This window comes from Paenibacillus sp. J31R30 (assembly GCF_059692115.1).
On record NZ_JCAUAV010000001.1, the window covers coordinates 1145628 to 1159841 of the forward strand.

14 protein-coding genes are annotated in these 14214 nt (G+C 46.2%); 12 read left to right on the forward strand and 2 right to left on the reverse strand.

The genetic code is table 11. The annotated features are described in order from the left end of the window. Window positions 1–25 precede the first annotated feature (25 nt). The 3 genes from AC58QO_RS04320 to AC58QO_RS04330 all read left to right on the forward strand — a co-directional run bounded on the left by AC58QO_RS04320 (window position 26) and on the right by AC58QO_RS04330 (window position 4515). Window positions 26–2131, forward strand: a complete 2106-nt coding sequence (locus tag AC58QO_RS04320; protein WP_497264047.1) for a PAS domain-containing protein — start codon at window positions 26–28, stop codon at window positions 2129–2131. Between the two features lie 135 nt (window positions 2132–2266). After that, window positions 2267–3418, forward strand: coding sequence for a Gfo/Idh/MocA family protein (locus AC58QO_RS04325; protein WP_497264048.1), 1152 nt, complete (start codon window positions 2267–2269; stop codon window positions 3416–3418). A gap of 23 nt (window positions 3419–3441) precedes the next feature. After that, entirely contained in the window at window positions 3442–4515 is a 1074-nt protein-coding gene (locus tag AC58QO_RS04330) for a Gfo/Idh/MocA family protein (RefSeq protein WP_497264049.1), read from the forward strand. 2 nt (window positions 4516–4517) lie between these two features. Here AC58QO_RS04330 and AC58QO_RS04335 read toward each other — a convergent pair whose 3' ends face one another. Continuing rightward, window positions 4518–4745: a LysR substrate-binding domain-containing protein gene (locus AC58QO_RS04335; protein WP_497264390.1), complete on the reverse strand. Its 228-nt coding sequence runs from the start codon at window positions 4743–4745 to the stop codon at window positions 4518–4520. Between the two features lie 96 nt (window positions 4746–4841). Here AC58QO_RS04335 and AC58QO_RS04340 point away from each other — a divergent pair, with 96 nt between their 5' ends. The 4 genes from AC58QO_RS04340 to AC58QO_RS04355 all read left to right on the forward strand — a co-directional run bounded on the left by AC58QO_RS04340 (window position 4842) and on the right by AC58QO_RS04355 (window position 9349). Further along, the gene (locus AC58QO_RS04340; RefSeq protein ID WP_497264050.1) at window positions 4842–5030 is read left to right on the forward strand and encodes a hypothetical protein; all 189 of its coding nucleotides are present in this window, start codon (window positions 4842–4844) and stop codon (window positions 5028–5030) included. A 76-nt stretch (window positions 5031–5106) separates the two neighbouring features. Further along, complete coding sequence (locus AC58QO_RS04345; protein ID WP_497264051.1) at window positions 5107–6786, forward strand: DNA repair helicase XPB; 1680 nt, start codon at window positions 5107–5109, stop codon at window positions 6784–6786. A gap of 13 nt (window positions 6787–6799) precedes the next feature. Beyond that, entirely contained in the window at window positions 6800–8848 is a 2049-nt protein-coding gene (locus tag AC58QO_RS04350; RefSeq protein ID WP_497264052.1) for a helicase-associated domain-containing protein, read from the forward strand. A 51-nt stretch (window positions 8849–8899) separates the two neighbouring features. Continuing rightward, the gene (locus tag AC58QO_RS04355; RefSeq protein WP_497264053.1) at window positions 8900–9349 is read left to right on the forward strand and encodes a YlbF/YmcA family competence regulator; all 450 of its coding nucleotides are present in this window, start codon (window positions 8900–8902) and stop codon (window positions 9347–9349) included. Between the two features lie 6 nt (window positions 9350–9355). Here the strand turns inward: AC58QO_RS04355 and AC58QO_RS04360 are convergent, their stop codons facing one another. Continuing rightward, entirely contained in the window at window positions 9356–10360 is a 1005-nt protein-coding gene (locus AC58QO_RS04360) for an asparaginase (protein ID WP_497264054.1), read from the reverse strand. 47 nt (window positions 10361–10407) lie between these two features. Here AC58QO_RS04360 and AC58QO_RS04365 point away from each other — a divergent pair, with 47 nt between their 5' ends. From AC58QO_RS04365 to galU, 5 genes are all read left to right on the forward strand, one after another. Continuing rightward, window positions 10408–10671 carry a YlbG family protein gene (locus AC58QO_RS04365; RefSeq protein ID WP_056612401.1) on the forward strand — a complete coding sequence of 88 codons (264 nt, stop codon included), beginning with the start codon at window positions 10408–10410 and terminating at the stop codon, window positions 10669–10671. 267 nt (window positions 10672–10938) lie between these two features. Beyond that, window positions 10939–11376 carry a hypothetical protein gene (locus AC58QO_RS04370; RefSeq protein ID WP_497264055.1) on the forward strand — a complete coding sequence of 146 codons (438 nt, stop codon included), beginning with the start codon at window positions 10939–10941 and terminating at the stop codon, window positions 11374–11376. Window positions 11377–11490: 114 nt separating this feature from the next. Beyond that, window positions 11491–12402 (forward strand): selenium metabolism-associated LysR family transcriptional regulator, encoded by a 912-nt coding sequence (locus AC58QO_RS04375; RefSeq protein ID WP_497264056.1) that lies wholly within the window; start codon window positions 11491–11493, stop codon window positions 12400–12402. A gap of 71 nt (window positions 12403–12473) precedes the next feature. Next, window positions 12474–13331, forward strand: coding sequence for a PHP domain-containing protein (locus tag AC58QO_RS04380; RefSeq protein WP_497264057.1), 858 nt, complete (start codon window positions 12474–12476; stop codon window positions 13329–13331). Beyond that, a complete protein-coding gene (galU, locus tag AC58QO_RS04385) occupies window positions 13328–14209 on the forward strand; it encodes a UTP--glucose-1-phosphate uridylyltransferase GalU (protein ID WP_497264058.1) in 882 nt (293 codons plus the stop codon). The genes AC58QO_RS04380 and galU overlap by 4 nt, the downstream gene beginning before the upstream one ends. The last annotated feature ends 5 nt before the right edge of the window (window positions 14210–14214 follow it).

The following is a 14214-nucleotide window of genomic DNA, read 5'->3' on the forward strand; positions in this document are numbered from 1 at the left end:
GGTGAAGGGGGTCCGTATAGAAAAGATGAACATGTTTGAAGACAACGCTTCCATTGGTTTTATCATTCTAGATTCAAACTGGCATTTTATATACGCAAACGATTATGGCGCAAGTGTATTAAATCGGTCACCTGAAGAACTTCTTGGTAAAATGGCGTGGACCGAGTTTCCCGCTGCAATTAGGCATGCCACTTACAGTCATTTTCATGAAGCTCGGAGAAATGGGAAAGAAATTGCTTTCAAAGAATATGTGAAGCCGTCCAATCAATGGATTCATGTAAATGCCTATCCTGTTGGAGACAACTTACATATTATTATCCGTAAAACAGAGATGATTACGAATCATTTCGCCATTGAAAATGATCTATATAAAAAATATACAAATTATGTACAAGATCTCATTACATTAACATCTGAGGATGGCACTCTACTTTATGTTTCGCCTTCGATTAATAGCCTACTAGGATATGAATTAGAAGATATGTACGGTGCTAATGTGTTGGCTTTTTGCCATCCCGAGGATATCGATGGATTGAAGAAAGTTTTCAAGATAGAAAATGAGAATGTTATGAATGAACAAGGAACAATAACCTGCCGCTTCCTTCACAAGAAGGGGTGGTACGTTTGGTTCGAGAACAATTTCAAGTGGTTGTTGGACGAACGGGGGAAACGTAGTCAGAATATCGGGATTTGGCGAGATATCTCAGAACGCAAGATGGTAGAAGAACGATTCATACAGGCACAGCGCTTAGGCCAATTCGGCAGCTTTGAACGAAATCTGGACGAAGATTCGATCAAATGGTCGGATGAAATGTTCCGAATTTTTGGTTTGAAACCGGGTTTTAGCATTAATTTGAGTGAACTGATTGATTTTATCCTTCTTGACGATCGTGAGAAAGTAGCTCTTGCCATTAAACAGGCTGTCATGTGTGGCATGTCAGATATAGTATACAGAATCAGACGTCATGATGGGGAAGTCCGTCATTTACGTTCCCAAACCGAACGTGTCATTTTAGAAGGCGGTCGAATGGCAGTTCGTGGACTTGTTCATGATATTACCGTTCACAAGCGAATTGAACATGAGCTCATTCAAAGTAAAGCGAAACTGGAAATCGCGCAAGAAATAGCTGGCCTAGGACATTATGAGTGGGACGTAATCCATAATGTGGTGTATTTATCGGACGAATTGACGGCATTGTTTGGTTGCACAGATCCTGTTCAACAGTTACCTATAGAAGCCCTTCTTGAAAGTATTCACCCCGATGACCTGCCTAAAACGAAGACGGCTGTCAAAAATGCTCTTCATGAAGGAACATTGGATCTGGTCTATAGAGTCGTGCTTAGTGATGGTGTGCGAATTTTGCATACGTTAGCAAGAACAACGTATGACGAGTGGGGAAGAGCCCTGTGTTTATTCGGAACAGTCCAGGATATCACGGTCCAGAAACAGACGGAGGAGCTGCTCCGTAAAACGGAGAAATTACATGTTGCTGGCCAATTGGCGGCAGGCATTGCACATGAGATACGCAATCCGCTGACAGCGCTGAAAGGCTTTGTGAAGCTGATGTGCCATGCGAACGAAGAGAGTAAACTGCGCTATTATCACATTATGCAGGAGGAGTTTAATCGCATTGAGCTGATTCTAGGCGAGCTTCTAATCCTCGCGAAGCCGCAAGCTGTTGCCTACATGCCTCACGATCCATTAACGATTCTTGAAGAAGTGATTCAATTATTAAACACGGAAGCGATCATGAATAATGTTGAGATTATGCTACATACCAAATCGATTCTTCCAGCGGTTAAGTGTGAGCGAAATCAAATAAAGCAAGTTTTCGTGAATGTCATCAAAAATGCAATCGAAGCCATGCCTTCTGGCGGCTCATTGATCATTACAGCATACGTGCAAGGGAATGACGTCGTATTAGAGTTCGTCGATCAGGGGCAGGGCATATCGGAGGATCGATTGCCGCGAATTGGCGAGCCTTTCTACACGACGAAGGAAAAAGGGACAGGCCTCGGCATGATGGTCAGTTTTACGATCATTGAGGAACATCATGGTTCCATCCGCTATCAAAGTAAGCTTGGAGTCGGAACAAATGTAAACATACAATTACCAGCTTATGTTCAGTAAACTTGTCCCAATGTCGTGTAACTGTCAAAGTTCGCAATAAGGTAGTCAATCTGCGACAAGATGCCTCTTCATAAATATGCTAAAGTGAAAGCGTGCTTAATAATTGTGAATCTGACAAGAAAAAGGTGACGTACAGTGGAGAAAGTAAGGATTGGTATCGTTGGTCTGGGGAACATGGGAACCGGACATGCCAAATATTTGGTGAAAAATGAAGTGAAGGGCGGCGTACTTACCGCTATTTGTGAACCACGAGCAGATCGTCTAGAGTGGGCAAAAGAAAATCTAGGTGAAGGTGTCCAATTATTTGACAATCTTGACGATTTTCTGGCTTCTGGATTGATTGATGGGGTTTTGATCGCAACGCCTCACTATGATCACCCTGAAACAGCTGTACGTGCATTCCAAGCAGGCTTACATGTTATTTGTGAGAAGCCGGCAGGTGTGTATACCAAGCAAGTGCGTCAAATGAACGAAGCGGCAGCAGCTTCAGGTAAAGTATTCAGTATGATGTACAACCAACGTACAAATCCTTTATATAAGAAATTAAAGGATCTAGTTTCTTCTGGCGAGTTAGGTGAAATTCGCAGAACCAACTGGATTATTACAAATTGGTATAGATCCCAAAGCTATTACGATTCAGGCGGCTGGCGTGCAACATGGGCTGGTGAAGGCGGCGGCGTGCTTATCAATCAGGATCCGCATCAATTAGACCTATGGCAGTGGACGATCGATATGATGCCGAAGCGTGTTCGCGCTTTCTGTTATTTCGGTAAACACCGCAATATCGAGGTCGAAGATGATGTAACGGCATTTGTTGAGTATGAAAATGGCGCGACAGGTCTGTTCGTGACTACGACAGGCGAAGCTCCAGGAACGAACCGTTTCGAATTGTCAGGCGACCGCGGCAAGATTGTCATTGAAGACGGTAAATTGACGTTCTGGCGTTTACGTGTATCGGAAAGAGAATTCAATGAAACGTACAAAGGCGGTTTCGGTCAACCAGAATGTTGGAAATGTGAAATTCCGGTTGAAGGTACAGAAACAGGCCACATGGGGATCACGCAGAACTTTGTTGATGCGATCCTGCATGGTACACCTTTGATCGCTCCGGGAGCAGAAGGTATTAAAGGTTTGATGATTTCCAATGCGATTATGCTCTCAACATTCACAGACAACTGGGTAGATTTGCCGATTGATGAGGATTTGTTTGAGCACCATTTGCAAGAGAAAATTAAAAACTCCAAAACGAATAAAGAGGCAGGCTCCTTTAAAACACTTGATGTTTAAGAAGATGATGGGGGAAATTCGACATGCAAAAGAATGATGGCATGAATTATGCGCCAAAAGGCAAACCGAACCTTGTTGTTCAAAAAGGGGAGTTTACCTTCGCGGTCATAGCCCTGGATCATGGCCATATTTATGGCATGAGTAATGGACTTCTGGAAGCAGGCGCTGAGCTGAAATGGGTGTACGATAAAGATCCTGCGAAAGTAGCGGCATTTGTAGAAAAGTTTCCTCAAGCACAGGTAGCTGCTTCTGAAGAAGAGATCTTTCAGGACCCAGAAGTGAAGTTAATTGCTGCCGCTGCTGTACCTTCTGAGCGTGGTCCATTAGGCATCCGTGCCATGGAGCATGGCAAAGACTATTTTACAGATAAAACTCCGTTCACTTCCTTAGAACAGCTTGCTGATGCGAAGGCTGCGGTCAACGCAACTGGACGTAAATATGCTGTGTACTACAGTGAACGACTACATGTGGAAAGCGCTGTTTTCGCAGGTCAATTGATCGAAGAAGGCGCAATTGGTCGCGTTGTTCAAGTGATTGGTCTAGGACCTCACCGCTTGAATGCGTCAAGCCGTCCAGATTGGTTTTTTGAGAAGGATAAATACGGCGGTATTCTAACAGACATCGGCAGTCATCAGATTGAACAGTTCCTCTTCTATGCGGGCTGTAAGGATGCGACGGTCGTAAGCAGTAAAGTAGCAAATTATCATGCGAAGGATTATCCGGAACTTGAGGATTTCGGCGATGCAACACTTATTGGGGACAATGGGGCAACGAACTATTTCCGTGTAGACTGGCTGACACCAAACGGCTTGGGGACATGGGGAGATGGGCGTACGCTGATTCTTGGAACCGAGGGGTATATCGAGCTGCGTAAATATATTGATATTGCTCGCGATCCGCAAGGGGATCAACTTTATCTGGTCAACCAACAAGGAGAAAAGCACTACAGTCTACATGGACAAGTAGGCTTTCCATTCTTTGGTCAGTTGATCTTGGATTGTATTCATCGTACAGAAAATGCAATGACACAAGCGCATACGTTCAAAGCGGCTGAATTGTGTTTACTTGCCCAAGCGAAAGCCGTTCGTGTTGAGTAGCTTCACACAGACGTTGGATGACGTTTTTCAATGGAACGGATATTGCCGTTTGGCATGATAGTCCAATTGCACATACAATTTAAAATTGGGGTAGTTAGCGGTAAAATCGCTAGCTGCCCTTTTTGTATTTCCGCCGGCACTCTTGTTCTCGGCAGTAAGCAAAGGCCAAGTCCGCTTATGGCAAATTTTTTTATCGTCTCATAGATATTGATCTCATACTCCTCAATCATCACTATTTTCGATTGAACCAATCAATTATTATAGATAACTCTGATACTTCTTGCCATGTTAAAATCAATTCCAACCAAAGGATGGGGGGAATTACCATGTGGAACTTATACGAGATAGAGAAAAAAATGGAAGCTCATGCGAAAGATATGGAAGAGCGCTCAAGGAAAGCACATTGGTACATGAATGAGGAAGAAAAACGGTTGCGTCCTGCCAGAATTGTGCGCTGGCTGCCGCTCGGCGTCGTGTTAGTCGTCGGTTATGTGACACTACGTGAACTCTTTTAAGATACGTTAGCATGGTGTCGATGTTTAAATCGAGTACTTTCCCTTCATACTAAGGAAAAAGGAGGGAATATACGCGATGACTATGGATCCTTCAAGACCTCTGATCATTCAGAACGATTTATCTATCCTCCTCGAAACGAAGCATCCTGAATTTGAACAGCTCCAGGGCAAGCTGGCTCGTTTTGCAGATCTAGTTAAAAGCCCGGAGCATCTTCATACGTATCGGGTTACACCGTTGTCCTTGTGGAATGCAGCTGCAGCTGGGATGGGGTTGGAAGAAATGACAACTTGCTTACATCAAAATGCCAAATTTGGCGTTCCTTCTACCGTTCTTAGCACGATTCGAAAATATACGAAACGCTACGGACTCCTGCGCATGGTGCATGTGGGGAGCGAGCTCTTCTTGGTCAGCGAGGATACCGTTGTATTCAAAGAAATTTGTGCTTATGAATCCTTACAAAAATATCTCAAGGACACCCGTGGTGAACGGGCTATTGCTATATCACCGAGTTACCGCGGGATCCTAAAGCAAGAACTGATGAAGCTGGGCTATCCAGTAGAGGATTTGGCATCGTACCGCAGCGGCGAATTTCTGAAGATTCCATGGCGAGAGGACGACGAGTCGGAAGAACCGTTCCAACTGCGTGATTATCAGAAGCAAGCGGTAGATGCTTTTCAGCAGGTAGGGCACGGAGGGAGCGGTGTACTCGTGCTTCCTTGCGGAGCGGGTAAGACGGTAGTAGGAATTGCGGCCATGGCCAAAGCAAGCTGTGCGACGCTGATCCTTACTTCCAATGTTACCTCAGTGAAGCAGTGGAAGCGTGAAATACTGACCAAAACGGGCCTGACGAGCGATCAGGTAGGTGAGTATAATGGCACCACGAAGGAGATCAGGCCCATTACCATTGCCACGTATCAAATTCTAACTCACCGAGGGAGCAAGGATGCCGATTTCTCGCATTTACGGATATTTAGCGAGAGGGAATGGGGCCTCATCATTTATGATGAGGTTCACCTGCTGCCTGCACCTGTTTTCCGTGCGACGGCTGAGATACAAGCGACTCGCAGATTGGGTTTAACGGCTACGCTGATCAGAGAAGATGGACTAGAAGGCGATGTATTTTCCTTAGTTGGGCCTAAGAAATATGACATGGCGTGGAAGCAACTTGAAACGATGGGGTGGCTCGCCAAGGTTACTTGCCAAGAAGTGCGCGTTCCTCTGTCTATACAGGATCGTGATCGTTACAGTGCTTCAAGTGTTAGGCATCAATTCCGCATTGCAGGAGAGAATGCCGCGAAGCTGGAGGTTATTGATCATTTACTGAAGCTTCATTCGGACGAGCCAACCCTAATTATTGGCCAGTATATCGATCAGCTGGAACAAATTGCAGCCCATACTGGTGCACCTATGATATGCGGCAGCATCCCACATGAACGTCGTGAGGAGCTCTATGAGCGGTTCAAAAAGGGGCAGCTGCCGCTGCTTATCGTGTCTAAAGTGGCGAACTTTGCCGTGGATCTCCCGGATGCAGCTATCGCCATCCAGGTTTCGGGCAGCTATGGTTCCAGGCAAGAAGAAGCGCAGCGACTCGGGCGTATCCTCCGTCCGAAGAGAAATGGCGAGAACGTAGCCGTCTTTTATTCACTCGTTAGCTCAGACACGAAGGAACAGGATTTTGCGATGAAGAGGCAATTATTTCTCGTTGAACAAGGCTATCAGTATGAGATTACGAGCTGGAATCAAGCGGTAAGATGAAGGGAGATTGGGTATGAAGTACGAACAGGTGGAAAGGAAAATGCCGCTTTCGTTAAAAGAGCTTATTCTAAGACAACCCTGGTGCGCAGCATTTCGTACGACTGGCGAGTCTTTAGGAGAGGTGCTCACGCAACCTCATCACCTAATCGAACTCTACAAGGAGCTTTCTTCTGATGAGAGGCGTACTTTACGACTAGTAATGTCAACATTTGGCTGTCTTTCTTTTACTAGCGAGCGGTTGGAGAAGGAAGCGACGCTCCAAATGGCTGGTGCTCAGGTAAGCTTGGGTTTATGGGGATTGCGTCGATATGGCATCATTGTTGCTTTCCGTAAATCATGGGGGGAACAGTTATTCGTCATGCCTGAAGACGCTTTTGCCAGCTGGCAGAACTTATTATTTACGTTCGAACTGACCCCCATAAGGGATCCTGAAAACCAACTCGAATTAGTGGGTACAGTGGACATTGGTGAGCGCCACTTCGATGGGGATGAAGACGTACAAGTGAATCCTAGAGGATTAGCGCAGCAATTGTTTCATTTCATGGTCAACTGCTCGCGGCAGCCAGCGCTTTCCCTTACGAATAAAGGAACTTTACATAAAAAGCAACTACAGAAGCTTACAGAACATGTGAGCCTGCCAAGAAGAATTATTACGATGTCAGGACTTACTTACGCTTTTACCGACGTGTATGATGAACCTGCCGCTTTAATGCTTGAAATGGCCTTACGGATGGGTTTTTTATATAAAAATGAAGCAGGGAACAGGTTCCTAATGAATCAGCGGCACTTTCATGAATGGCTTCAAAGCTCCTATGAACACCAGCAAATACAGCTTTACCGCATTTGGCGACAAGCTTTACTTCCAGCGCCAGTTTGGTTAGAACACGGCATCTCCTTCATGGAGCGGGGCGCTGTTTCTCATTGGTATAACCTGCACGAGTTGACCCAAGCGATCCGTTCCAGCTGCTCAATCGCCAATAAATCGATGGATGCGTCAGATCTTCGAAACGAATTGATCAAAGCATGGATAAAGCCGTTGACCGCGTTTCGTTTCCTTGAGTTAGCCACAGATCTAGAGGATCAGCTCTGGTTCAAATGGCTAATCAATCCTCAGCATAATATGGACGGAAGGCAGGACTCACATCATGAGCGGCCCGATATCACGCCTTCACTCTACGTCCAGCCAGATTTCGAGTTGCTGCTTCCTCCTGATGCCACGCTTCTGCTTGAATGGCATATTGCGGCGTTTGCAAGCCTCCAGAACGCTGATCTCGTTAGAACCTATCGTCTGACCAAGGAAAGCTTTCAACGCGCGTTAGATCGTGATCTGAAGAGCGCAGACGTAATTCAGCTTCTGCAAGCGAATGCTTATTATGAAGTTCCAGAACAAGTGGTTATTACCTTACAGCAATGGGAGAGTCAGAAGGACAAGCTCTATCTAGAGGATGTAACATTGCTTCGCTGTCAATCCGTAGATGTTGCCGAAGCTCTGCTTCGAAATGACAAGTGCCGCAGCTTGCTCGGGGATCGCATTGGTGAAACCAATTTTATTATTTCTCGCGATCATGTGAAACATTTGACGAAATGCTTGGAAACGATGGGCTTCCATCCCAATCACAGTCTCCTCTCGAACACTCCTGTGGAGGAGGAAAAGGAACACAGGAATGAGGCTGTTATTGGCCTTTGTTACTCCAGAGATACGATTCAGCTCTATGAAATTGATCCGCATCTTCCACAGCGGACCGATTTATATCCAGATATGCAACAAATCCCTTTGAGTTGGATTAAGGAATTCCGAGACTATCATGCCTCCACACGCAAAGATATGATTCGTAAAGCGATCGAATGGAAAAGTGTCCTACAGCTGCGAAAAGAAGGGCGCGACTGTTTGATTATTCCGCGGATGCTGCGAGAGGATCGGACAGGTTGGATTCTGGAAGGTTGGGAAGAATATCAGGAGATTTCATGGCCAAGCGAGGATTGGAAGGAGATGAAGCTCATTTTACCAGGAATCAACGATGGGGGTGTAAGAGAAAAGGAAGAAACTCTTGGCGAACTGTGATATGATAGAAGTGTTATAGACTTTTTCGAGAGGAAGGATGGGGTTGTCGTAATGTTACAAACTATGGAAACTGAAACACTGGATATGTCGGCTATCCTTATGCAGGCCTACGACATGGGTGACATGATTAATTCTTCTGCGGAAGTTGCAGATTATTTATATTGGAAAACAGCGGTTGAGAGCAGCAAGGAAGTTAAAGATTTGCAAGCTGTGTTTGCTAGGAAGAAAGATGCCTTCGAGGAATGCGAGCGTTTTGGGCACTACCATCCAAGCTATCATGATGCGCTAGCAGCTGTGAATGAAGTGCAAGAGAAGCTGCTGGCAGTCGAGGCAGTTCGCAAGTATAAAGAAGCTGAGGATCGCTTAGACGACTTGTTGTTCACCGTCTCAACGACGATTGCTCACGCGGTGTCTGATTCAATTAAAGTGCCAAGTAATAATCCCTTGCCAACCGGCAAAGGCTGCAGCTCCGGTGGAAGCTGCAGCGGGAATTGCGGTTAAGTTGATCTATAGGCAGAATTCGGGGCGGATACGTCCGACCTCGGTTCCTTGCCAGTTCTGAACGACGGGCGTATGGAAAGCGGCAAGTTCGCGAACTTCATCTTCCGAGAGATAGCCAAGCTTCATCAGCGCTTCCGTTACCGCGGGATACAAGGCACGAAGATTGCCGTCTTCTACACTTAAGACGATGCCGGTGGCTTGTTCTGGTATAGAAATGGCGAAGATGCCTTCAGCGCCCATTTTACCTATGATTCGGCCCTTTGTTACCTCGATTAATCGCGTATCGAAGCGATCGCTTCCTGCGAGGAATTGAGGATATTTTCGCACAGAATCGACAATTCTCTGGCAAGCGTTTGCACGCTCATCTGATAGCCCTGTAGGGCTCCCCAAACGGGCGAAAGCGAGAGCAAGGCGGTCGATGGGCATTCCGAAGACAGGAACGCCACAGCCGTCGATACCGAGCTCCATCTGCTCCTTAGGAACATCTGACATGGCGCTTACGGCATCCAACATTAATTGTTGAACAGGATGATCTAGGCTCATGTAGGTATCAGGCGAAGCGCCTAGATGGCTGCTTAGGGATAGCATACCCGAGTGTTTGCCCGAGCAATTGTTGTGCAAGGTTGAGGGGGACTCCCCGCGTTCGCGCATGGCCTGTGCGGTAGGCGCATGGAAGGGCTCGTGCGCACCGCATTGCAGGTGTTTGGCATGATAGCCAAGCTTGCCCAGTATGCCGCGAGCAGTGCTCACATGCTCAGCTTCCCCATTGTGGGAAGCGCAGCATAAGGCAATTTCGGCTTCTGTCAGGCCGAAATGATCAGCGGCGCCGGATTCAATGACCGGCAGCACTTGAATCAGCTTCGCCGTCGAACGGGCGAAGGTGAGCAGGTGCGGATCGCCTGCACCGTGCAGGAGCGTTCCTTGGGTGTCCACGACAGCAAGGTGGACACGATGTATACTTTCAGTAATGTTTCCACGAGATACGCGGACAATTAGTTTCGATGGCTTCATGTTGTGAGATCACTCCATACTAGGATTATTGAAAAGAGGTTGCAATCATGATGATTGAGCGTAGCGGATTAATCATTTGGGTAAACGATATCAAAGCCGCCAGAAATTTGGAGCGGTTCGGTTCCCTTCATTACATATCCAAGAAAATGAATTATGCTGTTCTTTATATACATGCCAGCAAATTGGAAGAGACGACACGCAGCCTACTTAAGTTGCCTTACGTCAAAAAAGTAGAGAAATCATACCGTAATGAAATTAAAACGGAATATAGTAGTGACGTGCCTGACAAAACTAGATTTTACACGCTTTGAGGCTGTAGTGCAAAATGAAAGCTTCGTAAGAAGCTTTTTTGTTTTTTTGTCCACATTAGACCGTTGTCAGCTCATAATTGAATGGGCTCGATAGAAGTTTTCTCAATTTTCCGAAAATTAGGCATAGTTTTTTGTCTTCATAAATACTTATTAATAATTTTATATATTCTTCCATGGGAAAAAAAGTTATAATACAGTAAAATATAACTTACAGAACATCAGGGAGTAGGTAATAGGTCCCATTTAAATAGGAAAGGGGATGTGATCATGAAAGATAAGGTAATGGGGAGATGGAGTACTTACGAACCATTCTTCGTACAGCTAGGCGATAAGAAAGTGGCGGATATCGTGATCACGAATCATGCTAAGCTGAGATGGAGCGATCGTATTTCAAGCAATAACAATTCGCTCGAGGAAATTTGCGCTTTCCTTTGGGAGAAGCTTAAAAATGATAGCATGGTCCCTTACTACCGGAACGAAGAAGATGTTTATCTCATTGACGATGATTTGGTGGTTGTGGCCGAATTTTCACATTTAGAGCATGAGACAGATCTTGTAGGCAATCCTCTGCACAAAATGATTATCGTTACCTTTCTTGGTAAAATGTCAGAGACCATGGAGCTGCGCGATTTGAAGTCGTACTATTCCTGGTTGAGGCATTCTCGTCGTATGACATTGATTAAGAATAGTCGCAAGCGTCGCTAATCATGCAATTGATCAGAGTATGTCTGGGGCAGACATACTCTTTTTTGACGTGTTGATGGACTGTGCGAGTTCGATTTCATATAATGGAAGCAAAGAGAGGCGGTATACTATACGATGGCACTTAATTTTCATCAACTCCACATTTTCTATACCGTTGCGGAAAAAGGCAGTTTCTCCCATGCAGCCGGTGCCTTACATATGACACAGCCTGCTGTGACGATGCAGGTACAGTCGCTTGAGGATTACTTTGGTGTGAAGCTCTTTCATCGCAGCACCAAGAAGATTGAATTGTCCGAGGCTGGGCGAGCGCTGCTGCCTTTTGCTAAGAATAGCATTGAGCTCATTCGTGACACCGATGTCGCCATGTCGAAATTTACGATGATGATTGAAGGACGGCTCCAACTTGGGGCCAGCTTAACGATGGGGGAATATATTTTACCTCGTCTCCTAGGCCCATTCAGCAAGGATTACCCCAATATTTCCGTATCGATGAAGGTGATGAACACCGCTCAGATTTTAGACGAGGTGCTCAGTCATCAACTCAATTTCGGTCTAGTTGAAGCGCCGATTCATCACCCTGATGTTCATACCGAACCGATTCTCAGCGATGAGCTGCGTTTGATTGTACCATCGGATCATCCACTTGCAGATGTTGAAGTTGTGCAATTGGAGGAGATGTTGAAGTACCCTTTTGTACTGCGTGAGCAAGGTTCTGGTACGAGGAGGGTCATGGAGGAAGAGTTCGCTCGCTGCAACATGGATTGTTCCACGATGAAGATTGTGATGGAGCTTGGAAGCACAGGGGCCATTAAATCAGCTGTTGAAGCGGGGCTGGGTATTTCAATTCTTTCACAATCATCGGTGAAGCATGAGGTAACATTGGGTCTTTTTAAAGTGAAAAAAATCGAGAATATCGTGTTTGAGCGCAGCTTCTATGCGATTTACTTAAACTCGACCTTGCTGCCAATTTCGGCAGTTAGTTTTATGACTTTCTTGAGACAAGAGGATTTAAGCCGTTTTCTATGAAAAGGGATATGATGGACTGCTCCGTGAACAATACGTTCATTGAGTTTCGTCTACGCCAATTGGAGGCAACGATGGGAGATCGAATGGAAGCTGATTTGCATTCACATACAACGGCCTCAGACGGGACACAATCGCCAAGAGCAAACGTACAGATGGCTTTGGACGCCGGCTTGGGTGCTATTGCGATTACGGATCACGATACCATTTCTGGGGTAGCTGAAGCACTTGAAGCGGGTGCTGAGCTGGGTATCATGGTCGTACCTGGGGTTGAAATTTCGACGGTCGCGAATGGACAAGACATCCACATTCTTGGCTATTTCATCAACATAGAAGATGAACAATTTCTACAGCGCTTGGCGTCCCTGCGTGCAACGAGGGATACCCGTAATGAGATGATCATTGCGCGCTTACAGGAGCTTGGCATTGCAATTACGATGGAGGAAGTTCTCAAAGAAGTAGCGAACGTGAAGCGAAAAGGGGATACAGTAGGGCGGCCTCACATTGCTGCAGTGCTCTTAAATAAGGGTTATGTGAGCACGATCACGGAAGCGTTCGATCGCTATTTGGCAACAGGAGCGGCCGCGTATGCCAATCCACCACGGATTGAGCCTGCTACGGCGATTACGTGGATTCATGAGGCTGGAGGCAAAGCGGTGCTTGCACACCCTGGCATTTATCACGATGACACGCTGGTTGAGGCCATTACCTCACAAGGACTAGATGGCATTGAAGTGTATCATGCCGATCATTCGCCAGAAGATGAAGCGAGATACAGGCTGCTGGCACAGCGCACAGGTCTTCTGATGACGGCAGGCTCTGATTTTCATGGCGTCCGAGATGGCGTCGCTTTCCATGCAGCTATTGGCTCGAGACGTATTGGTATGGATGTACTTGTGCACTTACAGTCAATGGAGGAGGAGCATTCATGAAGAAAATTCGTAAAGCCATTATCCCCGCGGCGGGACTAGGCACTCGTTTCTTGCCCGCAACCAAAGCGCAGCCGAAGGAAATGCTGCCCATCGTTGATAAACCAGCTATTCAGTATATTGTGGAAGAAGCGATTGAGTCGGGGATTGAAGATATCATCATTGTTACAGGGCGTAACAAGCGGGCGATCGAGGATCATTTCGATAAATCCGTTGAGCTGGAGATGATGCTTGAGGAAAAAGGGAGCACGCAGCTCCTTGAGATTGTGAAGTCTGTTTCTAATTTGGCGGATGTTCATTATATACGCCAGAAGCAGCCGCTTGGTCTAGGTCACGCCATTCTCTGCGCGCGCAAATTCATTGGGGATGAGCCTTTCGCTGTTCTACTAGGCGATGACATTCTCCAATCTTCTCCACCTGGGCTTAAGCAGATGATGGATGTTTATGAGCAAACGGAGACCTCCGTTATTGCAGTTCAAGAGGTTCCTTGGGTCGATGTAAGCAAATACGGTATCATTTCTCCAGCGGCTAGCTGCAATAATTATCGGTTGATTGAGGATTTGGTGGAAAAGCCGGATCGGGATCAGGCTCCATCTAATTTGGCTGTTATCGGGCGTTACATCATCATGCCAGAAATTTTCCGTATTCTAGAGCGTCAAGAGCCTGGGCGCGGCGGTGAGATTCAATTAACGGACGCATTGCGCGTCCTGAATAAGGAACAGCAGATGGCTGCTTACCTGATGCAGGCGAAGCGGTATGATGTCGGGGACAAGATGGGGTACATTGAAGCTACGATTGAGCTGGCTTTACAACGCCCAGACTTGCAAGACCAAGTAAAGGCCTATTTACTTTCATTAATTAAGCAATGGGACAAGCAATAGCCTAT

Excerpts from the sequence above, each read along its gene's own strand:
- AC58QO_RS04320 (WP_497264047.1), top strand. The coding sequence starts at position 26 with ATGAACATGTTTGAAGACAACGCTTCCATTGGTTTTATCATTCTAGAT.
- AC58QO_RS04330 (WP_497264049.1), top strand. The coding sequence starts at position 3,442 with ATGCAAAAGAATGATGGCATGAATTATGCGCCAAAAGGCAAACCGAAC.
- AC58QO_RS04335 (WP_497264390.1), bottom strand. The coding sequence starts at position 4,745 with ATGATTGAGGAGTATGAGATCAATATCTATGAGACGATAAAAAAATTT.
- AC58QO_RS04340 (WP_497264050.1), top strand. The coding sequence starts at position 4,842 with ATGTGGAACTTATACGAGATAGAGAAAAAAATGGAAGCTCATGCGAAA.
- AC58QO_RS04345 (WP_497264051.1), top strand. The coding sequence starts at position 5,107 with ATGACTATGGATCCTTCAAGACCTCTGATCATTCAGAACGATTTATCT.
- AC58QO_RS04350 (WP_497264052.1), top strand. The coding sequence starts at position 6,800 with ATGAAGTACGAACAGGTGGAAAGGAAAATGCCGCTTTCGTTAAAAGAG.
- AC58QO_RS04355 (WP_497264053.1), top strand. The coding sequence starts at position 8,900 with ATGTTACAAACTATGGAAACTGAAACACTGGATATGTCGGCTATCCTT.
- AC58QO_RS04360 (WP_497264054.1), bottom strand. The coding sequence starts at position 10,360 with ATGAAGCCATCGAAACTAATTGTCCGCGTATCTCGTGGAAACATTACT.
- AC58QO_RS04365 (WP_056612401.1), top strand. The coding sequence starts at position 10,408 with ATGATGATTGAGCGTAGCGGATTAATCATTTGGGTAAACGATATCAAA.
- AC58QO_RS04370 (WP_497264055.1), top strand. The coding sequence starts at position 10,939 with ATGAAAGATAAGGTAATGGGGAGATGGAGTACTTACGAACCATTCTTC.
- AC58QO_RS04375 (WP_497264056.1), top strand. The coding sequence starts at position 11,491 with ATGGCACTTAATTTTCATCAACTCCACATTTTCTATACCGTTGCGGAA.
- AC58QO_RS04380 (WP_497264057.1), top strand. The coding sequence starts at position 12,474 with ATGGGAGATCGAATGGAAGCTGATTTGCATTCACATACAACGGCCTCA.
- galU (WP_497264058.1), top strand. The coding sequence starts at position 13,328 with ATGAAGAAAATTCGTAAAGCCATTATCCCCGCGGCGGGACTAGGCACT.